At 42.2% G+C, this 22,905-nt stretch carries 21 protein-coding genes; 16 read left to right on the top strand and 5 right to left on the bottom strand.

Translation table 11 applies throughout. From position 1 onward, the window contains the following. A partial coding sequence (locus AC1DV1_RS09670; protein WP_477358128.1) for a glutamine synthetase III domain-containing protein occupies window positions 1–273 on the bottom strand: 273 nt, incomplete at its 3' end. Between the two features lie 717 nt (window positions 274–990). Here AC1DV1_RS09670 and AC1DV1_RS09665 point away from each other — a divergent pair. From AC1DV1_RS09665 to AC1DV1_RS09655, 3 genes are all read left to right on the top strand, one after another. Then, window positions 991–2,517, top strand: a complete 1,527-nt coding sequence (locus AC1DV1_RS09665; protein ID WP_477358125.1) for an ammonium transporter — start codon at window positions 991–993, stop codon at window positions 2,515–2,517. A gap of 187 nt (window positions 2,518–2,704) precedes the next feature. Next, window positions 2,705–3,772, top strand: coding sequence for a porin (locus AC1DV1_RS09660; RefSeq protein ID WP_477358123.1), 1,068 nt, complete (start codon window positions 2,705–2,707; stop codon window positions 3,770–3,772). Between the two features lie 235 nt (window positions 3,773–4,007). Continuing rightward, window positions 4,008–4,601 (top strand): DUF4468 domain-containing protein, encoded by a 594-nt coding sequence (locus AC1DV1_RS09655; RefSeq protein ID WP_477358120.1) that lies wholly within the window; start codon window positions 4,008–4,010, stop codon window positions 4,599–4,601. Between the two features lie 427 nt (window positions 4,602–5,028). Here the strand turns inward: AC1DV1_RS09655 and AC1DV1_RS09650 are convergent, their stop codons facing one another. Both AC1DV1_RS09650 and AC1DV1_RS09645 read right to left on the bottom strand, forming a co-directional pair. Next, window positions 5,029–6,336, bottom strand: coding sequence for an ammonium transporter (locus AC1DV1_RS09650; RefSeq protein WP_477358117.1), 1,308 nt, complete (start codon window positions 6,334–6,336; stop codon window positions 5,029–5,031). A gap of 377 nt (window positions 6,337–6,713) precedes the next feature. Then, entirely contained in the window at window positions 6,714–7,070 is a 357-nt protein-coding gene (locus AC1DV1_RS09645; protein WP_477358114.1) for a hypothetical protein, read from the bottom strand. Between the two features lie 410 nt (window positions 7,071–7,480). Between AC1DV1_RS09645 and AC1DV1_RS09640 the strand changes: the two genes are divergently transcribed. Both AC1DV1_RS09640 and AC1DV1_RS09635 read left to right on the top strand, forming a co-directional pair. Then, the gene (locus AC1DV1_RS09640; protein WP_477358111.1) at window positions 7,481–8,317 is read left to right on the top strand and encodes an energy transducer TonB; all 837 of its coding nucleotides are present in this window, start codon (window positions 7,481–7,483) and stop codon (window positions 8,315–8,317) included. Between the two features lie 285 nt (window positions 8,318–8,602). Then, the gene (locus AC1DV1_RS09635) at window positions 8,603–9,430 is read left to right on the top strand and encodes an energy transducer TonB (RefSeq protein WP_477358108.1); all 828 of its coding nucleotides are present in this window, start codon (window positions 8,603–8,605) and stop codon (window positions 9,428–9,430) included. Between the two features lie 110 nt (window positions 9,431–9,540). Here the strand turns inward: AC1DV1_RS09635 and AC1DV1_RS09630 are convergent, their stop codons facing one another. Further along, window positions 9,541–9,996 (bottom strand): GNAT family N-acetyltransferase, encoded by a 456-nt coding sequence (locus AC1DV1_RS09630; RefSeq protein ID WP_477358106.1) that lies wholly within the window; start codon window positions 9,994–9,996, stop codon window positions 9,541–9,543. A gap of 173 nt (window positions 9,997–10,169) precedes the next feature. Here AC1DV1_RS09630 and AC1DV1_RS09625 point away from each other — a divergent pair, with 173 nt between their 5' ends. The 6 genes from AC1DV1_RS09625 to AC1DV1_RS09600 all read left to right on the top strand — a co-directional run bounded on the left by AC1DV1_RS09625 (window position 10,170) and on the right by AC1DV1_RS09600 (window position 17,343). After that, window positions 10,170–10,703, top strand: coding sequence for a hypothetical protein (locus tag AC1DV1_RS09625; RefSeq protein WP_477358103.1), 534 nt, complete (start codon window positions 10,170–10,172; stop codon window positions 10,701–10,703). 110 nt (window positions 10,704–10,813) lie between these two features. After that, a complete protein-coding gene (locus AC1DV1_RS09620) occupies window positions 10,814–11,005 on the top strand; it encodes a cold-shock protein (protein ID WP_090648758.1) in 192 nt (63 codons plus the stop codon). A gap of 212 nt (window positions 11,006–11,217) precedes the next feature. Then, the gene (locus tag AC1DV1_RS09615) at window positions 11,218–13,029 is read left to right on the top strand and encodes an AsmA family protein (protein ID WP_477358100.1); all 1,812 of its coding nucleotides are present in this window, start codon (window positions 11,218–11,220) and stop codon (window positions 13,027–13,029) included. A gap of 310 nt (window positions 13,030–13,339) precedes the next feature. Beyond that, window positions 13,340–15,955, top strand: coding sequence for a DUF5686 and carboxypeptidase-like regulatory domain-containing protein (locus AC1DV1_RS09610; RefSeq protein WP_477358097.1), 2,616 nt, complete (start codon window positions 13,340–13,342; stop codon window positions 15,953–15,955). A gap of 127 nt (window positions 15,956–16,082) precedes the next feature. Then, window positions 16,083–16,799 carry a hypothetical protein gene (locus tag AC1DV1_RS09605; protein WP_477358094.1) on the top strand — a complete coding sequence of 239 codons (717 nt, stop codon included), beginning with the start codon at window positions 16,083–16,085 and terminating at the stop codon, window positions 16,797–16,799. Continuing rightward, window positions 16,792–17,343, top strand: coding sequence for a hypothetical protein (locus AC1DV1_RS09600; protein ID WP_477358091.1), 552 nt, complete (start codon window positions 16,792–16,794; stop codon window positions 17,341–17,343). Before AC1DV1_RS09605 ends, AC1DV1_RS09600 begins: the two co-directional genes overlap by 8 nt. Window positions 17,344–17,378: 35 nt before the next feature. Here the strand turns inward: AC1DV1_RS09600 and AC1DV1_RS09595 are convergent, their stop codons facing one another. Next, complete coding sequence (locus AC1DV1_RS09595; protein ID WP_477358089.1) at window positions 17,379–17,810, bottom strand: hypothetical protein; 432 nt, start codon at window positions 17,808–17,810, stop codon at window positions 17,379–17,381. A 298-nt stretch (window positions 17,811–18,108) separates the two neighbouring features. Here AC1DV1_RS09595 and AC1DV1_RS09590 point away from each other — a divergent pair, with 298 nt between their 5' ends. The 5 genes from AC1DV1_RS09590 to AC1DV1_RS09570 all read left to right on the top strand — a co-directional run bounded on the left by AC1DV1_RS09590 (window position 18,109) and on the right by AC1DV1_RS09570 (window position 22,656). Beyond that, on the top strand, window positions 18,109–18,720 hold the full coding sequence (locus AC1DV1_RS09590; RefSeq protein ID WP_477358086.1) for an RNA polymerase sigma factor: 612 nt from the start codon (window positions 18,109–18,111) through the stop codon (window positions 18,718–18,720). Next, the gene (locus tag AC1DV1_RS09585) at window positions 18,717–19,157 is read left to right on the top strand and encodes a hypothetical protein (protein ID WP_477358082.1); all 441 of its coding nucleotides are present in this window, start codon (window positions 18,717–18,719) and stop codon (window positions 19,155–19,157) included. The genes AC1DV1_RS09590 and AC1DV1_RS09585 overlap by 4 nt, the downstream gene beginning before the upstream one ends. 64 nt (window positions 19,158–19,221) lie before the next feature. Continuing rightward, complete coding sequence (locus tag AC1DV1_RS09580) at window positions 19,222–19,650, top strand: hypothetical protein (RefSeq protein ID WP_477358079.1); 429 nt, start codon at window positions 19,222–19,224, stop codon at window positions 19,648–19,650. Between the two features lie 133 nt (window positions 19,651–19,783). Further along, a complete protein-coding gene (locus AC1DV1_RS09575) occupies window positions 19,784–20,164 on the top strand; it encodes a hypothetical protein (RefSeq protein WP_477358076.1) in 381 nt (126 codons plus the stop codon). Between the two features lie 38 nt (window positions 20,165–20,202). Continuing rightward, window positions 20,203–22,656 (top strand): outer membrane beta-barrel protein, encoded by a 2,454-nt coding sequence (locus AC1DV1_RS09570; RefSeq protein ID WP_477358073.1) that lies wholly within the window; start codon window positions 20,203–20,205, stop codon window positions 22,654–22,656. Window positions 22,657–22,905 lie beyond the last annotated feature (249 nt).

Below are 22,905 nucleotides of genomic sequence, written 5' to 3'. Positions count from 1 at the left end.
AAACCAGTGTGTATAATGGGTGGCTCCTTTACCCAGCGCCCATGATTTCATCGCCGAAGCTATCTGTTCGGCCAGGTCGCGCGGGATAGGCTCGCCTTTTTCAATGGAATTAACTATACCCTGGTACGCTTCTGTCGAAAGGTATTCCTTCATTTTCTTTTTATCGAAAACATTGGCGCCAAAATATTCTGAGATTTTGGCTGCAGGCGGTTTCACCTCGGGGATAGTTCTGCTTAGAACGTCCTGAAGTGCTTTAAATCGGATGTTAGGCATTTATATATAGGTTTATATACGGTTTTAAATAAAGACAAATTCAAAAATAGAACTATCCTTTAAAATATGCACCAAAATTTAACGAAATAAAATGATTTGAACTGCTATTAAGTTATCAAAATGCTAAATATTTTGAAGGTTAGTGCAGGGATTAGGGAAAATATGAGGCTAAAATTTGCTTTTTATGTTATTTTTTTTCGATTTTTTTGCCAAAACATCGTGTTTTTACTGTTTTATGTAGTAAAATTCCTTTTTTATAATTCTAAATCTGTTTTATTGGTATTTATTGCTTTTTGCTGTTGAAAATTCATTAAAATTTAACCTCTTTTTTAGTTTTGAATTGCGATTATGATAATTTTTATATTTTTTATCATGTTTTTTTTGTTAAAAATTTGTTATTGTTAAAATAACTACCTAATTTCATGAAATAATTTACATAAACCCTATAAATATTATATTTTTTATAAAAAAGTGTAGTGTTTATTGGTCAAAACCTAAAGAGTGCTTTTTTACGGTTGTTTTTTGAAGAATTAATGCCTTGCAATCAAACTATTTTATATAATACAACAATCAAACTAAAATTAAACTATTAAAAAACAATCAAACTAAATTAAAAAACAAATGAAAGTAAGTTCTACAAAATTAAAMCTCCTAAGTTCAGTCCGACAGCTGACACGTGAGAAATGGGCGCTGGGAGCTACCATTTTTACAGGAAAAATGATTGGCCTCTTGCTGGTTTTTGCCGCAATGATGGTTTTACCTGGTGTACTTGGCACATCTGCGCATGCTGCCGAAACTTACACCGCTCATGAAACATCGTTAATTAATACAGTTAACACTGTTTGGACACTGGTTGCAGCCTTTTTAGTATTTGGTATGCAAGCTGGTTTCGTTATGCTTGAAGCAGGCTTTGCCCGCAAAAGAGAAACCGTGAACGTATTAATGGAGTGTATTTTTGATACTTGCCTTTGTGGTTTGTTATTTTACGCTGTAGGTTATGCGTTTATGTTTGGTAATGGTAACGGCTTTATTGGCTGGGGCGGCTTAGGTGCTGATGGTAAAACCATCACCAACTGGTTTTTCCTGCAAAACACGCCTGATACTTATGGCTCAACAGGTATCCCTGTATTGGCACACTGGATATTCCAGTACGCTTTTGCTGATACCTGCTCAACTATCGTATCTGGTGCAATGATTGGCCGTACCAGCTTCCGTGGCGATATCCTTTACAGTATAGGTATTACAGGTTTTATTTACCCAATAATTGGTCACTGGGCCTGGGGACCGGATGGTTTCTTGGCTACAATGGGAACTTCAGGTTTCTTCCAGTCAATAAGCGCTCAGCCTTTCCGTGACTTTGCAGGCTCAACTGTGGTACATACTATAGGTGGTGTAGCTTCACTGGCAGGTGCAATGGTGTTAGGCCCACGGTTGGGCAGGATATTTGCCCGCGATGATAAAGAAAAAGGCGGATTACCTCCAGGTCATAACTTGTTAATTGCAGCAGTGGGTGGTTTTATCCTGTGGTTTGGCTGGTATGGTTTTAACCCTGGTTCAACTTTATCTGCAATGGATATGCAAGGTATCGGCCGCGTAGCCGCCAATACTACACTTGCTGCCTGCGCCGGTGGTTTTGCTGCAATGCTTATGGCATTATGGTTTGGCCCAACAAAAGGTAAGTTTGATTTAGCTTTTACTATCAATGGTTTCTTAGCTGGTTTAGTTGCTATTACCTGCCCTTGCTACTGGGTTAGCCCGCTGGGTTCAATCCTGTTAGGTGCGATTGCTGGTGTTATCATATTTGCAGGTGTTTACCTTATTGAGTGGTTCCGTATCGACGATCCGGTTGGTGCAGTATCTGTACACGGTTTAAACGGTATCTGGGGTACTTTATCATTAGGTTTATTTGCATCTGGCCAGTATGGCGCTACAGGCCCAACTGGTGCCGATAACTCTGCACCCGTAAAAGGTTTATTTTACGGCGGTGGTTTTGATGTATTAAAAGCACAGTTGATAGGTAGCTTTACAATTACCATTGCAGTGTTTGTGGTAACCTTTGCAATGATGTTTATCATCAATAAATTAGGTCACCCATGGAAACTACGTATTGAAGAAGAAGGTGAAACAGGTGCCGGTGGTATCGATGTATTCGATCACGGTATCGAAGTTTACCCAGCCCAGGATGACGAGATTAGCTTAAGTGGCCTTTTTGATAAAGGTGTAGCATCTCCATCTGCAGTATAATAAAAATCTTTAATGCCTTGTGCGGTTGGTTTAATACCGACAATCTTTTACAACCAACCGCACAGGCTTTTTTATTTCAACCTTGCAATTTTTTAACTGCTTTTACTAAAGGCTATTGTTGTGCATTAGCTTAATGGGAAAGCTTTATTTCAACCCAAATCAAATTCAAATCAATTAAATCGTTATCATGAAAAAAACACTTTTACTTTTATCAGCTCTTGTTGCCGGTTCCTTCGTTGTTAAAGCGCAGGATACCGTTAAAACCACGTCAGATGCCCCTTTGGTTATCTACGGTTCGGTAGATACCTACTTCAAAAAAGATTTTGCTAATAAACCAAACATTCAAACCTCTTTTGGTTCTGATAATAACTCGGTATCAATTGGTATGATCGACCTTGGTTTAAAGAAAAAGGTAGGCAAGGCATCGTTTGTTGGCGAAATGTCATTTGGCCCGCGTGGCCAGGAACAATCAGTTCCTGATGCTTTGTATGGTTCATTGCCGGCCGGTACTTCAAGTTACCATATTCAAAACTTATACGTTTCTTATGATGTAACCGATAAGTTTAACTTAACCGCAGGTTACATGGCTACATTTGTTGGTTATGAGGTAATTAGCCCGGTAGGCAACTTTAACTATTCAACTTCTTATTTATTCAGCGCGGGCCCGTTCCAAAATGCAGGCTTTAAAGCAACTTACGCTTTCTCTGATAAAGTAAGCTTGATGGCCGGTATTTTTAACGATAACTGGAATACCTACAAATCAAATTCAGCTACACCAGAAGTATCAACCTTTGGCGCACAGTTGTTTTTATCGCCTGTTAAAGGATGGACAGCTTACATTAACCTTGCAAGTGGCAAATACTCTGGTACTATATTGGATTTAACCACTGCTTACCAAATAACTGATGCATTTAAATTAGGTTTAAATGCGGCACGTAAAACTGGTATGGGTGCTTATAATTATTTTGGTTATGCCTTATATCCTCAAATAGCTGTTTCAAAAGCAGTTACTTTTGGTTTAAGAGAAGAGTATTTTAAAGCTAAAGCAACAAACGGTGGTCCTGATATTGGCATTTCTCCGGGCAACTCGGTTATTGCTTCAACTTTAACTTGCAGCATTAAATCAGGTCCTTTAACTTTCATTCCTGAGTTTAGGTTGGATCATACAAAAACTGGTGATGTTTTCTTGAAGAGTGATGGTACTGCTTCAAAATCAGCCGGTCAGTTTTTGTTAGCCGCTGTATACGCGTTCTAACTTAAAATAAAATATTATTTTACAAAAAGCCTCCTGATATAACCGGGAGGCTTTTTATCTTTATAGCTGCGTAGAGTCAAGAGTTAAGAATCAAGAATTAAGACAAGAGTTTCAAATTCATTTACCTTTGAGAACCCTGTGTTAGTTTGCTGATCTCTAATAATATAATAAAACAGCGGTGCCTTTTATCTTACCTCTTGATTCTTAACTCTTGACTCTTTTTTTATCTTATTAAATGAAAAATATCTTTATTGCTCTAATCTGTATTCTTTCTGCTAAAAGCGCCATCGCCCAAAAAGATACACTGGCCTTTGATGAACGTAATAAATACATTTACTATCAAACGGTTGATCAACAGGGGTTAAGCAAGGATACCTTGTATGGCCGGGGATTGTATTTTATGCACAAGGCATATCCTAAAGGCAAACTAAAAATTACTAAAACTGATGAAACCCAGGGCGTGTTGAGCGGAGAGGGCAGCTTCGCTGTGTCAAAACGGTCGCTGTTGTCTGGTAGTCTTGGCGGCGAAATAAGCTATACGTTAAGGATAGAAGTTAAAGATTCAAAATACCGCTATTGGTTTACCGATTTTAAGTTTACCCCTTATAAACGCGACAGGTATGGCATGGAAGTTTTGGATCCTGGTATTATATTCCCGATGGAAGAAGCAAAAAATAAACTGGAGAAAAGGGATGTTGTAGTTTATTTAGACAAGATACTCAGTTACAGCAGGCAAAATGGTGCGATTTTAAAATCGTATATGCTGAAAATAGCGCCCGTAAAAAAGAATGCTCCTGCATTAAAAAAGATATCGACGAAAGATTGGTAGTTCGTTGGTTCATTGGTTCAAACTGCCGGGGCGATTTTGTTTTAAATATTTGATTTTTTGCCGCAGTTGCCGTACTGGTTGCTTGATGTTCTTTTCTTCGATACAATAATTCGTAGACACCTCCTTTCTTACTAACAGCTTTCAAAGCAGATTTGTGAATTTCGCCCTAATTCGTGAAATTTGTGTGAATCAAATTCGTTTGAAATAAAAAAGCCGCCCCTTAACTGTAGGGCGGCTTTAGTTTTTAGTTAGCCTTGGCGAGACAATATTAAAAACGTTAATTCTTTTTTGTTAATTGATATTATGTTTGATTGTTGTTTGATTCTCTTTTTGTTCTGATATGGTGATTCGTAAACACCTCCTTTCGTATTAATAGCTTTCAAAGCAGATTTGTGAAAATTCGACCCAATTCGTGAAATTCGTGTTATTACAATTCCTCATCGTGCTGGCTGATATCCAAACCTGCCAATTCTTCTTCAGGTGTAACACGTAATGTGCTTATCATGTCGGTTATTTTTAACAATAATAATGAGCCGAAGAAAGCAAATGCCGATACGCCAACCAAAGTTACCAGGTGAAGTAAAAACAAGTGGGTTTCGCCGTAATATAAACCATTACCGGTTGTGTTACCTGCATTTACATTTTGATGCGCAAATACACCGGTTAGCAACATACCAACCATACCGCCTACGCCATGGCAAGGGAATACATCAAGTGTATCATCAATACTGGTTTTGCTTCTCCAGATAACTACCAGGTTACTTACAACAGCTGCAACAATGCCAATTATTAATGAGTGGGGGATGGTTACAAACCCTGCAGCAGGCGTAATAGCAACCAAGCCAACTACGGCACCAATACACGCGCCTAATACGCTTGGTTTTTTACCGCGCAGGATATCAAAAAACATCCAGGCCATTGCTGCTGCTGCAGATGCGGTGGTTGTAGTAGCCAAAGCCGTAGCCGCAAGTGTGCCCGAACCTAAAGCAGAACCGGCGTTAAAGCCAAACCAGCCAAACCATAATAAACCTGTGCCCAATAATACGTAGCTGATACGGGCCGGATTGTGCGATGTTTCGTTACGGCCTTTTAAATATAATGCCGATGCAAGGGCTGCCCAGCCGGCGCTCATGTGTACAACGGTACCGCCTGCAAAGTCAAGCACGCCTTTACCAAACAGGAAACCATCCGGATGCCAGGTTGAGTGGGCCAAAGGCGCATATATAAATACCATGAACAGGCAAAGGAAAATAACATAGGAATTAAAGCGGATACGCTCGGCAAATGCGCCGGTAATAAGGGCCGGGGTAATAACCGCGAATTTTAACTGGAACATAGCAAACAGTACCAATGGAATGGTTGGTGCAAGTTTCCAGGTGGCGTTACCCAAGGTGCCCTTCATCATAAAAAAGGTACGCGGATCGCCAATGAAGCCGCCAATGGTATCGCCAAAAGCAAGGCTAAAGCCAAAAATAACCCAAATTACAGTGATAACGCCCATACATACAAAGCTTTGCAGCATGGTTGATAGTACGTTTTTTTTGCTTACCATACCGCCATAAAAAAAGGCAAGTCCTGGTGTCATAATCAATACAAGAGCAGTACTTACCAATAGCCAGGCAGTATCGCCGGTGTCAATTTTACTGTCTTTAACGGTTGTTAAAGTTACCGATGGAAATATAAGGGCAAGTACTATAATAAGTATAAGTATGCCAAATGGGATGAATTTTTTCATGCTTAGGGTTTTAGGGAATAGTTAATAAAAAKCTGATAGCTTAATGCATGAAGCAAAAAGCCAGGTTTTCAAAAAAAGCCCGGTTTATAAAATATTGATAGCTAACTACAATAACTAACCTTATTGCAATAACAACCGATAGTTAAAGCCTCGCCCTTGTGCAGGCAAGCTTAACATTGTATAAACAAGGTTGGTTAATACTTTTAGTTTAATGACGGATGAAGAAACTGCCCGGTACCCAATCAAAATACCGGGCAGCTCAACAACTATACTTGCAAGGCACCCAATCAAAATGCCTGTAAGTATTTAAACTAAGTTTTTAAAAAACAATAAACACGGTTGTGTAATCAGCACAGCCGCATGTAATTGTTTAACTATTACCAAAAAGCGTGGAATGGAAAAAGAATGAGTTTGCGGAATCGCGATAGCTCGCTTGTACCCCTGCCGCAAATAAAATTGAGATACTTTACGTGTATGATGTAAAAATTGGGGCTTGTGTAAAGGAATGGCAGCGAATGCGCCCCCCGATGCTGCTGCAGATTTATAATTTGTACCGGTACATTATTAAGGCTGTAATCATAGTTATAAGGGCTATGATGGTTGGTTGTGGCCGATACCGATGTTTTTTTATCGTCTTTATGGCTGGCATGGTACAATCCTCCCCTTGCCGAGGCCGAAAACCCCGAAAATAAAAGGAAAATTAGCGCCGTAAACCGATAAAGGCTATTGAACATGCCTAAAAGTAATAAAAAAATAAAATAAATGCATTTTTTTTACAAGTATTTTAACTTTTTGATTGTTTATGTGAAAAATATGTATAGAATTTGGCTTTTTAATTCATTGATTGTGAGAAAATATAGATGGTATATTGAGTTTTGCCAGATTTTATTGTCAAATTTTAACTTTTTTGCATTTTGGTGAAACCTGATTTTTGGTGGTGGGATTTAAAGCACCCGACAATTTGGGGCCCTTTTGGGGTAGTGAGGCTCTGTTAAATAAAAATCTATTAAACTATTCTGTACGAATGCGTCCTTTGTTGTTTTGCGCCTTTCGAAATTTTATTTGGCAAATATTGATTTATTCAAAATTAAATATACTATTTGTTTTGATTTATCGTTATTTTTGAAATAAAATTCTTAAAACAATGTCAGTAACAAAATTTAATTTGTACAACGCCGAGTGGGTCGACCTTGTATTTGATCAGCGTAACAAAAATTATGGTGCCTATGAACTACGGCAACATTACGGTCGTACCATGAGTAAGGCAATGGCGTTAACCTTTGCCGCCATTACAGTTTGGGCGGTGGCAAGTTTGGCATTCAGGCATAAAGTGGAGGACGGAGTTATCATTAGAGAGATTCCCATCTTAAAAGTCCTGCCCCCTCCTCCGGTCTCACCCAAAGCGCGCCAGGTGATACCACCTCAGGCGGCGGGTGCTCAACAACCGAAGGATCTTTCTAAAAAGATTAATTTCCCGCCACCTGTTGTGGTGCCCGAAGAAAAAGCTGTCGATCCGCATACTATGGCCGACCTTCAGAAAGCTACCATATCCAATACAGATCAGGCCGGACCAGATGCTCCGGCAGGAAATATTTTAGATGTCGATATTAAAGAGGGTCCTGGTTCGGGTAATCCTATTACTGAGGACGGAAAGGTACGGCCTTTTAGCGAAGTAGAGATATTACCGCAACCCGATGGTGGAATGGCCGGATGGGCAAAATTTTTACAAAAAAACCTGCATTACCCGGCAATAGCGCGCGAAAACAATATATCGGGGAAAGTATTTGTAAGTTTTATTGTGGAGAAGGACGGGCAGCTAACGGATATAAAAATAGTGCGCGGACTTGGTTACGGACTGGACGAGGAAACCATAAGGGTATTAAAACTGGCCAAGCCCTGGAAACCCGGCATCCAGAATGGGCGTCCGGTCCGCGTAGCTTACAGTATACCATTTGCATTTCAGCTGGCGGAGGAGAATTAATTGGTTCGGGTTGCAGAGCTCGGAGGCGGGCAGAACGGGAGTCAAATAAAGTAAAGGGTTCAGGGATAACGGGGGCGAGGCAGACTAATCCATGTACCATTTATCTGAGCAACCCGTAACCCGTAACCCGAACCTCGCAACCCGCAACCCGATCAACATAATCCGCAACCCAAATGAAAATGAAATTTTGATGAAATTTATTTTTTGCGAATGCTACATTTTTTCATGTTTTGTAAAATATAACAATTGTTTATTCGTTATATAAGAAATTTAATTCTTTAAATTATGCCTATCACAAAATTTGATTTGTACAACGCCGAGTGGCTCGACCTTGTATTTGACCATCGTAACAAAGAATACGGAGCTTATGAATTAAGGCAACACTACGGCCGAACTATGAGTAAGGCTATGGGTTTGGCATTTGCAGGTATCGCGGTTATTGCAATATCCACCTTTGTTTTTAAAGGCAAACCGGTAGAAATTGTTAAGATGACGCCTGTTGATTTGACCAGGGTTTTAATTCAGCCCCCGATTGCGCCGCCCAAGAAGGCCGAACCGCCAAAATCTACCGAACCGCTTAAGCCTGTTGAGCCGATAAAAACAGTTGCCAGCCTGCCACCCGTTGTGGTACCTAATGACCCCATTGTGCAACCGCATACCACTGCCGAATTACAGGCAAGCACCATCGGAGCTACAGACAGTAAAGGAGCTGACAAACCAGGCAATGCAATGGATGTTAATACCAATAAGGGTACAACAGGCACCGGCCCTGCGGTTGATAATGCCATACATGATATGGATGGCACCCTTGAAGCAATGCCCGAACCGGTAGGTGGTGCAGCGGCGTGGAGTAAATTTTTGCAAAAGAACTTGCGGTTCCCGGTGGTAGCGCAGGAGCAGGGGGTATCTGGCAAGGTATTGATGAGTTTTGTGATTGAAAAAGATGGCTCGCTATCAAATATAAAGGTTGAACGCGGTGCGGGTTTTGGATTTGATGAAGAAGCTTCCCGGGTATTAAAGCTGGCCAAAGCCTGGAAGCCAGGCATGCAAAACGGGCAGCCCGTGCGCGTTAAATATGTAATACCAATGAACTTTCAATTAGCCGACCAGTAATATTTAAGTTTCGGGTTGTGAGGCTCGTGGGTGTTGTGATGACAGATGTGTGTGATTGTGTGTTAGCCTCCGGAGAGATCTTCGGGGGCTTTCTTTTTGGGCAAGGTTACTTATAACGCCCTCCTGAAACAGATACTATCCGGCAAATCAACATACGGGCCATATTTGGGGATGGGCACATAGCCCGCTTTTGGATATAAGCTTAATGCCTCTACCTGCTTTTCGCCGGTTTCGAGCACGGTATATTTATAGCCTAAGCTGCGTGCCCAGGTTTCCAGTTCAGTTAATACCATTTTGCTTATGCCGTTGCCGCGTGCATCAGGGTGTACAAACATTCGTTTAACTTCCACAGCTTCGGCATCGTACCATTTAAAACACCCGCATCCGGCAGGCTGGTTATCAACATAAGCTATCACAACGGTATCAATTTTTTCTATCAGGTTGTGCTGATCGTAAATATCCATCATAGCGCCATTGCGGTCGCGCAAATCAGCATCAAGCTGGTTTACCAGGATGCGAAAATCGGGATCGGTGCTGGTGGAGCGGGCGAGGCGTACTGTTTTCATTAGGGCAAAAATAGAATAAGAAAAAGATAAGTTGGATTCGAGACGGGATAATTTTAAGTAATGGAATTTTATCAACCCTGAGCTATAGAAGCTGTATGCTTTAGGGATAAATTATATGTGCCCGGATAAAACCTTTTTGATAATGCATTGTCGTACCTGCAAATTAACTTTATATGAAAAAAATAGTCTTCGCCGCAATGGCATTGTTAAGCTTTTTTAGCTTCAAGGCAGCCGATGCCCAGGTAAGTGTTAGCCTTGGTATTAATATAGGGAGTCAGCCCGCATGGGGGCCTGTTGGCTACGATTATGCCCTTTACTATTACATGCCGGATATTGATGTATACTACTCGGTTCCAACACATCAGTATGTTTATTACCAAAATAACAGCTGGATAAAAACAAGTGTATTGCCCGCCAGGTATGGCAATTTTGACCCCTATCAAAGTTATAAAGTAGTAATAAACGAAAAGGACCCGTGGGTACGGAACAACGTTTATCGTACCAAATATGCAACTTACAAGGGGCGTCGCGATCAGATTATTATCCGAGATAGCCGTGACGAGAAATATCGCAACCATTGGGATAACGGTAAACATAAAGGCTGGGATAAGCAAAAATATAAAAAGCAAAAGAACGATAAGGGTGACGACAACCAGAGCAATGGCAATGGACACGGCAAGGGACATGGTCATAAAGACAAAGATTAATAACCGGCCTTTCGGATAGCTTTGTTTTTTACCAAAAATTAAACTATTTTATCAATAGTAAAAATGTCAATTATTTAGTGTATGTTTGCAACTTATTAATATACAATATAATGCAACAAGGAACAGTAAAATTTTTTAATGACGAAAAAGGTTTCGGATTTATTACCCCAGCAAATGGTGGAAGCGAAATTTTCGTACACTCATCTGGTTTAATTGACAACATTCGCGAGAATAACTCAGTTAGCTATGATGTAGAAGAAGGTCGTAAAGGCCCAAATGCCGTAAATGTTAAAATAGTTTAATACCCTATATAATCATTTTTAAAGCCCGTTCCTGCAAAGGAGCGGGCTTTTTTTGTGTTTTTTGCTCTTGCGTCGTCTTCTATCAGTTACGTAAATCAATTTTGACTTTTAAATTTTAACTTTTGAATTTGTAAAATCAATTTCCCCATTTCCGTGTTAAACAACCAGTAAAAGCCGCCGTGGTGGTTGCTTAATGTAAAAGCAAATAGAATATGACGGCTTGGGTTTTTAAAAACAGGTGGCGAAAAATTGCGATAATTGGCCTGGGCATATTAGGCGTTATCATACTGGTAGTGGTGTTCTTTTTGAATAGTTTTTTAAGCAGAACGCTCTCGTCGAAACTTAAAGAGGCTGTGCTTAAAGGCACCGACAGCCTGTACCGGGTAAACTTCAGCAAACTTGATGTTAATGTATTTAACGGCGCCGCTATATTACACGATATTACTTTTACGCCCGATACCGCGGTATACCACCGCCTGAAACAGGCAGGCCATGCGCCCAATCGTTTAACGGAGATAAGAGTGAAACGGCTGGAAGTGTCTGGTGCACATCCGCTGGATATCTGGCTGCATAAAAAGATAGAAGTAGCATTAATCGACTTAAAAAATCCCGAAATATACATCAGCAAAAACGACGATAAGCAACAGCCCAAAAGGCCTGCAGACAAGCGTACCCTTTATCAAAAGCTTTCTGCAAGTTTCAAGCTTATCCATGTAGCCGATATCCGCCTCGGCGAAATAAACTTTACCTACCGGGATAAATCGGGGCCAAAACCGTCGGTTCATGTGTTAAAAGAGATGGACGTGCACGCTACCGATCTGCTCATTGATTCCGCCACGCAGGCTGATACGTCCCGCACGTTGTATTGCCGCGATATTGTTACCCAGCTTGAGCATTATACAGGCAAATCGGCAAACGGCTTGTATACCTATAAAATAAATTCGGTAAAGTTATCAACCAAAACCTCCAGGTTGGATATTGCCGGGGTAGATGTGCAGCCGCTTGCCATAAGCACGTACCTGGCTAAAAGCAACACAGATCGTTTTGGCCTGCACCTGAATGCCGTTACCCTGCACCATTTTAATTACCGCAGCTACCGCCGTGGCCAGAGTTTGGATGTGGAGAGGGCGGTATTAAGTAAAGGCGAATTCAGCATATTCAGCAATCCAAACGGCCCGCTTAAAACTACCGATAGATTGGTTACTTTTCCTAACTGGGCCATCCGCCAGCTAAAAATGGGGCTTCAGATTGACACCCTCGAGGTTAAAGATCTCGATGTAAATTACAGCGAATTCAAAAAAGATAAATCGCGTAAAACCGGTACGGTAAGGTTTAGCACAGTTACAGGCAGGTTCTTTAACCTTACCAATAAAAAAGCCTTGTTACAAAAGGCCCCCCTGGCTACGGTACACCTGAGCGCCCTGTTTATGGGCAAGGGGCGGCTAAACCTGCAATTTGTCTTTAACCTTGCCGATGATGCCTATAGCTACAGCTACAAAGGCCATATGGGCGCCATGAATATGGCCGATGCTAACCCGGCTGTTATGCCGCTTGGTCTGGTACGTATTACATCAGGCGCGGTAACCAGCCTTGATTTTAATATTCATGGCAATCAGCATAGCTCGGCAGGTAAGGTTACCTTTTTGTACCATAATCTTAAGGTTGATGTATTAAAGCCCGACGATGAAAAAGGTTACGCAAAAAAGGGCATCATTTCGTTACTGGCAAACGCGGTAATACTTAAAAGCGATAACCCCGACAATGGCAAAGCTGTCCCTCGCGTGGCTGATGTTGCCTTTATCAGGCCCAAAAACTTCCCTTATTTTAAAACCATCTGGCTTGCCCTGCTCAATGGCCTTAAAGGCTGCGCCGGCGTAGGAAAGGCCGATGAAAAAGAGAAAAATCAGCCGCTCACCAAAAAAGAAATAAAGGAAAAGGCCGAAGCAAAAAAGAAAGCCAGCGATTTTAAACAGAAAGAGGATAAAAAGTTTAAACAAAAGTTAGCCAAAAAACAGAAACCTTAACCAGGCCGGCCTTGAACTTTAACAACAGGGCCGTATCTTCAACATCAAAACAGAATCAAATGGTAACTTAAGCAGTGTTATTACGTTAACAACACTAAAGAACAACTCAAAATTATGTTTTTGGGGCTTTTTACTTACAGTTTCTAACTGAAATTAACGGCTGATTTGCCACTAACACCATGGTACTTTGGGCATTAACGTAAGGTTAATAGATAATTAATATGAATAACTAAATACTTCAAACCGCGTTTTTTACGTTTAATCAATCAATTTGCTACTTACTTTTTGTAACCCCGACATTAAAATAACTTTGCTGATACAGAGAAAACTCCGCTTTTATAACCTTTTTATCGTTAATAAATTAAACACAGCCGCTCTGGCTATTTTACTGTTATTTTCAATACATGCTGCCGCGCAGCAAACAGATAGTCTTAAAACAGGCAAAGCTGCGGTTACTACCGTAACCGGACATATTGTTGATGATGGCTCGGGCTTGCCGCTGGCCTATATCAGCATTACGTTTAATGGCAGTAACTTTGGCGCCACATCCGATAAAGATGGCAATTTCAGGCTAAGCGCCAACGGTTTGTTTAACCGCATTACGTTTAGTTATGTGGGGTACTCATCGCTTACGCGTGCTATAAAACCGGGGCAGGCCAGCCAGCTACAGGTGCGCATGCGTAGCAAGCAAACGCAGTTAAAAGAGGTTTCGGTTACATCGGGCAAAAAAGCGCGGTACCGTAATAAAGGCAATCCGGCCGTCGAACTTATTCAACAGGTAATTGATCATAAAGACGAAAACCGGATGGCGGCTGTCGACTACTATCAGTATAACCAGTACGAGCGTATCGGCATGTCGTTTTTCCATTTGTCGCCCAAGTTTATTAATGGTAAGTTTTTTGGCAAATACAAGTTTATGCTCGATAGCTCGCAGGTGATTGACGGGCGCAAAGAAACCTCCCTGCCCGTTTACTTTAGCGAAAAGATTTACCAGCAGTATTACCGTAAAGAGCCCGCCAAATCTATCAGTATATTGCAGGCGCAAAAAGAAACCAACATTATTAAGTTTGTTGATACCGCCGGGCTTGATACCTATATTAACCGCTTTTACGGCAATAATATTGATATTTACTCCAACAATATTTTTATTGTAACCAACCAGTTTTTAAGCCCGATATCCAATCACTCGCCCGATTTTTATAAGTTTTTTATTACCGATACCGTACAAACCGATAAAGGGAAACTGGTAGGCATCAGCTTTACGCCACGCAATAAAGGCGACCTGTTGTTTGAAGGCCGCTTGCTGGTTTCATTGGACGGCCATTATGCCGTACAATCATGCGAGCTTAATGTAAACAAGCAAATCAACATCAACTTTATGCGCAGCCTTAAGGTGAAACTTGATTTTCAGCAATTTCCCGGCGGGCGCTACTACCTGCAAAAAAGCGATGTAACTGCTGATTTTGGGATTCTAAAAAACAAAGGAATAGCCGTATACGGTCAGCGTACTGTTTTTTATGATAACTATAAACTAAACCAGCCCCAGCCGGCCGGTTTTTATGAGGGTAAAAGCAGCCAAACCATGGCCGACGCTAATAAGCCCGATACCGCTTACTGGGCACAACACCGCAGCGATACGCTCAACAGCCAGCAAAAACAGCTGTACGCGCGCATTAACCGGTTGGAAAGCATGCCATCATATAAACGGCTCACCTGGATAGCGGCAACCCTTACCGGTGGTTATGCCGTGGTAGGGCCCGTACAGATTGGGCCCATAGGGTCGATTTTTGCGTATGATAACCAGGAGGGTGCCCGGTTCCAGTTAGGCGGGCGCACAACGCCTGCCCTGAGCAAAACAATCTATTTTGACGGCTATACTGCCTACGGCACCAAAGATAAAGCAGCCAAGTATGAATTGAATACCTATATATCACTCAACAAAACTGCGCCCTATCGCTATGCCAACAACTACTTTAAAATAGGATACCGGTACGATGTGGACCTGCCGGGGCAAAGCCTGGCGGTAAGCAACCAGCAGGCTGCGCTTACATCGTTCCATACCGGTACTACCAATTACTGGTTGTATAACCGCACATTTACGCTGGCCTATGTAAGGGATTTCGATAACCATTTTTCGTACAACCTTGCTTTACGCAACTGGAATCAGCGGCCAGCAGGCACCCTTCAATTTCAATCAAATACCGATAATAGCCTTATCCCCAGCCTTACCACTACCGAGGTTGCCCTGGGCATGCGCTACGCCCCACATGAGCAGTTTATACAAGGAACCATATTCAGGCATACCGTATTTAGTAAATACCCCATTTTTAACCTGCAAATCAATCACGGTTTTGCGGGCCTGCTAAACGGGGCTTATAGTTACAATAACATATCGGCCAATATTTTTAAGCGGTTTTACATGTCGCAATTGGGTTTTACCGATATAACGCTGTTGGGCAATCTTGTTACCGGCAAAGTCCCTTTCCCGCTGTTGAATATGCCGCCCGCCAACCAATCATTAAAGTACGACCCGGACGGCTACAATAACATGAACTACCTTGAGTTTGTGAGCGATCACTCGGCGGGCATCAATATTACCCACAACTTCAACGGCTTTATCCTCAATAAAATTCCGCTGATAGAGCACCTCAAATGGCGCGAGTTCCTGTCGTTTAAAGCTATCTACGGCGGTTTACGCGCCGAAAATAATCCGCTGCTATCGGCCAACCTGTATAACCTGCCACCGGCGCTGGGCAACGCCAATGGCACCTACGCACTGGGTAGCACCCCCTACATTGAGGCCGGCGTCGGCATCGGTAATATATTTAAACTGCTGCGGGTTGACGTTATTAAACGCTTCAACTACCTCGATCATCCCGGCGTAAACCAATACGGTATCAAGTTTAGTATTGTGCCTGATTTGTAAAAACAAGTTGTAAGTATTCTTTTTATAGGCTATATTAGTTTAATATTCAATCTGTTATAAATAGCCTGTATTTTAATTTCCCTGTGTTAAAATATTAAGCAGTCTCTGCCCACTTAAGCCTGTTAATATGACTTTGCATCGTGTTTTAAAAAATGCTGTTATCGTTTTGATCTTTATGCTCAACTGTAGCTTAGAGGGCTTTGCGCAAGCTGATAGTCTTCGGTTTTATGCCAGCCAATTAGATTCGATTTATACTAAATGGACTAACTCGCCCGATAGTACACTTAAAACAGACCCGGTTATAATGGCCTTCTTACACGTAAACCCTACCTCGAGGATAAAAGGGGCAGGCAAGCTTGAGGGGTTTGCCCTTACTTATAATACACCCGAAATAAACTGGTATGATTTGGCAACGGTAATAGACAAAGATTCTGTTGGTTATTTAATTAAGGTGCGTATTCCCCGAAAAATTTATAGTCAGCATAAAATGCTTACCTGTTGGGCCGTTTGGTGGGGCAGCGAGATGCAGGTTGTTAAATATGGTGGTATTAATATGCGGATAAAACTAACGCTGCAATCCCAACCGCAAAAAGCCAGCGTATATTTAATACCGCACAGAATTTGGAAGAGCAAATTTGAAAACACCGCGTGGCAAACTCATATTGATTTGCTAAACGATTACATGGTGGATAGCGATCAAACAAACACGTCTGTAACCATTGATGAAACCGTTTATACAGTGGTATTTAAGTTGGGTAATAAATTCCTTACCCGTACGCACTATACCAGGCCGATGGATATAGAACCAACTCAAAAAGTGACCGTAGATTTTCAAAATGAATAAATGGAAAGCTATTTTAAAAACCGGCTCGGGATTGTTTGCAACCATTCCGGGTTTGGGGGTACTTTTAAGTAATATAGGTGTACCGCCCGATAGTTCAAAATACCTGTTTTGCGGTATTATAGAGTCCTTTGGGGTATTTACACTTTTAATATTAAAGTTCAACTCCGGCTATTTCAAATCACTTTCTGTAAAAACCATCAATCGTTTGGCTATCATGTCAATCGTAACTTTTGGGCTTACATTGTTTTTTTACCTGTTCCTTTTTAACCAATATGTTGTGGGGTATAAGGATTCGAAACCCGTGTTTTTCCCGGTATGGCCCCAGGGCGAACTTAGGGAGGGGCTGCTGGAAACAGGTAGTAAAGCCAACTTAATCAGGGAGTGGGGCCGCGATGACGTACGCACGGTTATCCAGTCGTCATCATCGGCCATGTTAAACTATAGCATGCTGCTGTTTTTACTAATATACCAACTGATTTTCGTGTCGCTTACTTTTGCATTCGGAATCCTTTCTATGCGGGTTAGCGAGATTGACAAAGGATAATACTGGCGTGCAAATCAATCCGTCAGTTAATTTCGCTAAAACCTTGTAAAATTGAAAGCGGAAGGGGGGGTTGGAGTGAATATAGTTGCCCTTCGCGATTTAGAATCAGGAGTAAACAAACATTCAGCCAGGGCTTTTACATCGTTTTTGCTAAATGGGATTGATGTGCCTTCCCATTGCCGGTAACTCCGGGTGTCATAATCCACACGGAAACTCCCAATGTAGTACTTTTCAAAATCCTGGCTATAGTTAATGATACAGTAATCTGGCAGGTCGAGATTTTTCATTTCATACAACTCAAGACCTGTGTTGTAGTCGTCGTCCATTAACTCGCTATAGAAATATAGTTTTTCCACCTTCCCCGATTTTAGGTTTGGTGGCTTTTTTGATTGCAGTAACAATGGGCTAACATATATAGCACGTTCGCCGCTTTCTGTTTGAATAGTTAGGGCATAAAAGTTAAGCATAACATTTCAGGTTTACATTGTGGGTATCTGCATGAGCAACCATATTAGCCTTTAATATATGCACTATATTGATAAGTTGAAAATTTGGAGCTGATTGAATGAGGAATTTTTAACTATTTAACAGCTGCCAAAACGATCTTGGGTCATTTAATGATTTAGAGATTCAGCCTCGCCAATCAATGCCAAATAGCGGGACTCAGGCATCAGGATTTTTGATTTCCGGACTTAAGGATGCAATTGCTACTTGATACTAAAAAATTATTGCAACCTTTATGCGATAGCCCGGTCTAATCAGCAAGTGAGTCACCAAAACGAATATCAGCATCCAGATCAGCAACTGGTTTCCCGAGTTTTGGGTGGCGATAGGTATGCTTTTGGCGTCATTATCAAAAATACTGAAGGATTGGTGGCGCAGCTTATCTTTAAGATGATACCCGTGCCTGCCGATAGGAAGGATATAGCACAGGACGTTTACCTGAAGGTTTACAAAAACTTGCCCGGCTTTAAATTTCAATGCAAATTATCAACCTGGATAGCGCAAATTACATACAACACCTGCCTGCATTACCTGGAGAAAAAAAAGGTCGTACTAATAGAAGCACAGGATGATGACGACGGGCAACGGCAAACGCTTGAGCGACTGCAACAAAAAGATGTCGGCCGTTATGATAACGAGGTAGAGCGCTTGCTATCAGCAAAAGAATTGTCGGTTATTTTAAATGCCGAATTGGATAAACTGTCACCAGTTTATAAAACGCTGTTATCCCTGTATCACCAGGAAGAAATGAGTTATACCGAAATAGGCCAGATCACTAACCTGCCCGAAGGTACCGTTAAAAATTACCTGTTCAGGGCCCGCAAGGCATTAAAACAAAACCTGCTAACCAACTATAAACGCGAAGATTTATGAGTAGTTACCATCCAACAGACAATGAATTACAGCAATATGCCCTGGAAGGCACGTTAGCGGGCGCAGACATTGCCGACCACGCACAAGGCTGTGCTGCCTGCAGCGCTAAACTGACCAATTACCGCCTGCTTGGCCGGCAAATGTATACTTTGCAAAAACCTGCATTTGATTTTAACCTTGCCGACCTGGTACTACAGCAAATACCGGCCCCAAAGGCAGAATTTCCGTGGATAGCAGCACTGGGCGTAACCCTCACTGTGGTTTTCCTTTTTACAGTTTCGTTGTTATTTGGCACTTACCTGTTGCAGCTGTTTCAAAATCTGCCGGCCCTGTTTGGCACCATTTTAACAGCAAGCGCAATAGCTGTATTCGCCGGCATGCTTAATACCATGATTAAAGAACACCACGATCAGATGAAAAAGCTGGATTTTAATTAATTAACTGCAACATAAACATGGGCTGCCGGTCTCATCCGGTATTACAACGATAAAAAACAACAACATGAAAAAAATTGCCACTATCATATCTTTAATGTCGGCAGGTATTACTGCCAATGCGCAAACCGTATTTGATCCCTTTACAAACGAGCAGGCCTTTTTTGAGATGATGCACAGCGTCGTGATCATTATCCTCGTTTTCCTTGCCTCGTCATTTGTGCTCACACTCATCAAGCTTTTTTTAGACGACAGGTTAAAACGCACCATTGTTGAAAAAGGCGTTGCCGAAGGTGTAATTGCCCAACTATTACCCGCAAATCAAAAAGGCAAAGAGAACTCGCTTAAATGGTTTGCCATACTAACTGCTATCGCCATCGGCCTCACGGTCATCAGCTTTTACATGCCATCGGGCCTGTACGCCGCCACCGTGATGATATTCAGTATAGCCCTGGGGTTCCTGGGGTATTACTTCCTGTTAAAAAAGCTTAGTTAGGAAGAATCAAGAGTTAAGAATCAAGACAGCTGCAAAATTCCGGTAGCATTTTTAAACGTCCGCATCTTGGGCACAGGGAAAGCTATGCCCTTTAATTAATAAATCCATCCATCAACCCTCAACTTAACCAACCATGAAATCGTTTTATTATCTACTTATAACAGGCATTATATCCATTACTATTTGCCTTGCATTTACTATTGCCAATAATGGCGACCGCACCAGGGTTAAAATAACCGAGACATTCAGCATGTATAAACTGGAAGCCTCTTACAGTCGCGATCAAACTAAAAAGGTGGAAGCTTTTATCAACCAAACCTTAAAGCCGGTAACCGTATTTAACACTTCCGACGAATTAGATACCCGGGTAACGCTTGGCGATAGCAGCAATTTTTACATCAGGGCGTCTGCCGGTTGGCTATTGGTTAAGGTTGATAAAGACACCAATTCTGAAGCATCCCTGCTGCGCCTCAAAAAGCTCTGTCAGCAATTAAGCAAAAACGTAATTAAGTAAGGCCGCGCGCCCGTACCAAACCCTTTAATCTTATTGAAATGAAAAAACTGATCATGGTTATATTAACCATATGGATAACTATTGCCCCAATTTTTGTAAAAGCCCAGATAGCAATTGGTAAAATAACCGGCAAAGTACGGGATGCCACCCAAAAGCCTGCTGATGGCGCTACCATAACACTACGCGGCGTAAAGGATTCTATCGTGCTTAAATACGAACTGGCAGATGCCGGCGGCTGCTTTGTTTTTAACGGACTAAAAACCGGCCTTTACCAGGTGTTTATAACCGCCGCCGGTTATGCCCCTTATAAAAGCGATACTATCGCTATCAGCGATAAGCAACCGGCGGTGGCGTTAAAAGAAGTGGTTTTACAAACCGGTAACATTGCGCTCAAAGAGGTAAGCATCAACGGTAAAAAATCATACATCGAACATAAGATAGACCGGACGGTGGTAAATGTAGATGCTATCATTAGCAATGCAGGTGCTACGGCGCTGGAGGTGTTGGAGAAATCGCCGGGGGTACTGGTTGATCAGAACGGGACAATCAGCCTTAAAGGGCAGCAGGGCGTTGTTATCTTTATTGATGATAAGCCCAGCTACCTGTCGGGTGCCGCCCTTGCCGATTATCTGCGCAGCCTTCCATCATCCAGCCTGCAACAAATAGAGATTATGACCAACCCGCCCGCAAAATACGACGCTGCCGGCAACGCAGGCGTTATCAACATAAAAACCAAAAAAACGCAGGTTAGGGGCTTTAACCTTGGGCTTAGTTTAAGCATTGGCCAGTCCAGGTATACCCGTACCAACAATAGCCTTAATTTCAATTATCGCAAAAATAAGCTCAACCTGTTTGGTAACCTGGCTTACACCGTGCGTAACAGTTATGCCGATGTTGCCATTTTTCGCCGGTACAAAAATACCGATGGCCAAACTACGGGTAGTTTTAACCAGGATACCTATAACCGCCGCCAGGGGCATGGCGGCAAGCTTACTATTGGCGCAGATTATGATGCATCGCCAAATACAACCTTTGGCATAGCGCTCACCGGTTTGGCCCGCTATCCGTATTTGCTAAGTACAGGCACGGGCAACCTGTTAAACGCGGCAGGGCAGCCCGACTCCAGCGTGATTTCGAAAAACACCGAAAAGGGCAGCTTTAAAAACACAGCCCTGAACTTGACTTACCGGCGCGAGTTTAAGAAAGACGGCCCGGATATTACCGCCAACCTTGATTACCTGCATTACGCCACCACCAACCAGCAGGATTTTGACAGCCAAACGTTTTTGCCGGGCGGGGCATTAATAAACCAAAGCAGCTTAAACGGCAGCCTGCCTTCAAATATTAAAATCCTATCGGGCAAGGCCGATTACGGGCATCCCCTGGGCGGCGGCCTAAAACTGGAAGCCGGCTTAAAAACCAGCTACACCCAAACAGATAACGTGGCCGGCTATTTTAATACTGTAGACGGCAATACCACGCCCGATTATGATAAAACCAACCACTTTAATTATAAGGAGAACATTAATGCGGCGTATCTTAACTTCAATAAGGAATTTAAAAGGCTCAGCATCCAGGCCGGTTTACGATTGGAGAATACCAGCTCAAAAGGGCATCAGTTGGGCAACGTTTTAAAGCCCGATTCGGCCTTTAACCGTAACTATACCAACCTGTTCCCAACCTTATTTCTGCAATACAAGCTGGATAGCCTGGCCGATAACCAAATTCAACTGAACTATGGCCGCCGTATTGACAGGCCGTATTACCAGGACCTGAACCCCTTTGTTTCCCCGCTTGATAAATTTACTTACTACGTAGGCAATCCTTACCTGCAGCCGTCATTCGCCAATAAAATTGAGTTGGCCTATATTTTCAAAAATCATATTACCGGGACCCTAAGTTACAGCGACACAAAAAACGATACGGACGAAACCATCCAGATAGTAAACGGTATTTACTACAGCCGCCCCGGCAACATCGGCCATAAAACGGTAAGCAGCTTTTCTGTTGATGCCGATTTTGAGCCGGCAAAATGGCTTACTGTACAGGTAAATGGCGAAGTTACCCACGTACACTCGCGCAGTAATTTTTACACCGGCTTATTGGATACCAAAGGCACGTTTGTATACGGGCAGGGCATTTTGCAGTTTAAACTTAAAAAAGGCTTTAATCTGCAGCTTGATGGCAATTACCAAAGCAGTATTACCAGTGCCCAGTTTGTTACCGGTAGTAAGGGCGCTTTAAATGCAGCGGTATCAAAAAATCTATCGCCCAAAGTAACCCTTAAATTCAGCGTGAATGATATTTTGTATACAAACATCAACCGGGGTACCATCAATAACCTGTACCTTACCGATGCCAGCTACACCAACCACGGCGACACCCGGTCGGCCTTGCTAACGCTTAGTTTTCGTTTCGGCAAAGCCGTAGCCGGCCAGCGCAAAAAAGAACAAACGGGAGCGGATACCGAGCAGGGGAGGGTTAAGAATTAGTAGCAAGCGGGGAAGTATCAGGTAGTTAGTATCAAGTATCAAGATTTTTAACTTTCGGACTTAAGAAATTGCAGCTGTCATGCTACTTGCTATTTGATACTATAAGTGCAGCTGTCTTACTACTTGATACTTGCTACTTGATACTAAAAAAGCAGCTGTCTTACTACTTACTACTAAATAAATTATAGCGTACGCCGCCGGTAGAAGCGGGCGCCAGGCTTTCTGTTCATACTGCACCGGCCTTAGCCA

It is taken from the genome of Mucilaginibacter sp. P4_D1 (assembly GCF_056401935.1).
This window is presented reverse-complemented; position numbering and strand designations above follow the sequence as displayed.

Excerpts from the sequence above, each read along its gene's own strand:
- AC1DV1_RS09580 (WP_477358079.1), top strand. The coding sequence starts at position 19,222 with ATGAAAAAAATTGCCACTATCATATCTTTAATGTCGGCAGGTATTACT.
- AC1DV1_RS09575 (WP_477358076.1), top strand. The coding sequence starts at position 19,784 with ATGAAATCGTTTTATTATCTACTTATAACAGGCATTATATCCATTACT.
- AC1DV1_RS09655 (WP_477358120.1), top strand. The coding sequence starts at position 4,008 with ATGAAAAATATCTTTATTGCTCTAATCTGTATTCTTTCTGCTAAAAGC.
- AC1DV1_RS09595 (WP_477358089.1), bottom strand. The coding sequence starts at position 17,810 with ATGCTTAACTTTTATGCCCTAACTATTCAAACAGAAAGCGGCGAACGT.
- AC1DV1_RS09650 (WP_477358117.1), bottom strand. The coding sequence starts at position 6,336 with ATGAAAAAATTCATCCCATTTGGCATACTTATACTTATTATAGTACTT.
- AC1DV1_RS09625 (WP_477358103.1), top strand. The coding sequence starts at position 10,170 with ATGAAAAAAATAGTCTTCGCCGCAATGGCATTGTTAAGCTTTTTTAGC.
- AC1DV1_RS09645 (WP_477358114.1), bottom strand. The coding sequence starts at position 7,070 with ATGTTCAATAGCCTTTATCGGTTTACGGCGCTAATTTTCCTTTTATTT.
- AC1DV1_RS09570 (WP_477358073.1), top strand. The coding sequence starts at position 20,203 with ATGAAAAAACTGATCATGGTTATATTAACCATATGGATAACTATTGCC.
- AC1DV1_RS09635 (WP_477358108.1), top strand. The coding sequence starts at position 8,603 with ATGCCTATCACAAAATTTGATTTGTACAACGCCGAGTGGCTCGACCTT.
- AC1DV1_RS09585 (WP_477358082.1), top strand. The coding sequence starts at position 18,717 with ATGAGTAGTTACCATCCAACAGACAATGAATTACAGCAATATGCCCTG.
- AC1DV1_RS09665 (WP_477358125.1), top strand. The coding sequence starts at position 991 with ATGATTGGCCTCTTGCTGGTTTTTGCCGCAATGATGGTTTTACCTGGT.
- AC1DV1_RS09600 (WP_477358091.1), top strand. The coding sequence starts at position 16,792 with ATGAATAAATGGAAAGCTATTTTAAAAACCGGCTCGGGATTGTTTGCA.
- AC1DV1_RS09640 (WP_477358111.1), top strand. The coding sequence starts at position 7,481 with ATGTCAGTAACAAAATTTAATTTGTACAACGCCGAGTGGGTCGACCTT.
- AC1DV1_RS09620 (WP_090648758.1), top strand. The coding sequence starts at position 10,814 with ATGCAACAAGGAACAGTAAAATTTTTTAATGACGAAAAAGGTTTCGGA.
- AC1DV1_RS09605 (WP_477358094.1), top strand. The coding sequence starts at position 16,083 with ATGACTTTGCATCGTGTTTTAAAAAATGCTGTTATCGTTTTGATCTTT.
- AC1DV1_RS09660 (WP_477358123.1), top strand. The coding sequence starts at position 2,705 with ATGAAAAAAACACTTTTACTTTTATCAGCTCTTGTTGCCGGTTCCTTC.
- AC1DV1_RS09615 (WP_477358100.1), top strand. The coding sequence starts at position 11,218 with ATGACGGCTTGGGTTTTTAAAAACAGGTGGCGAAAAATTGCGATAATT.
- AC1DV1_RS09630 (WP_477358106.1), bottom strand. The coding sequence starts at position 9,996 with ATGAAAACAGTACGCCTCGCCCGCTCCACCAGCACCGATCCCGATTTT.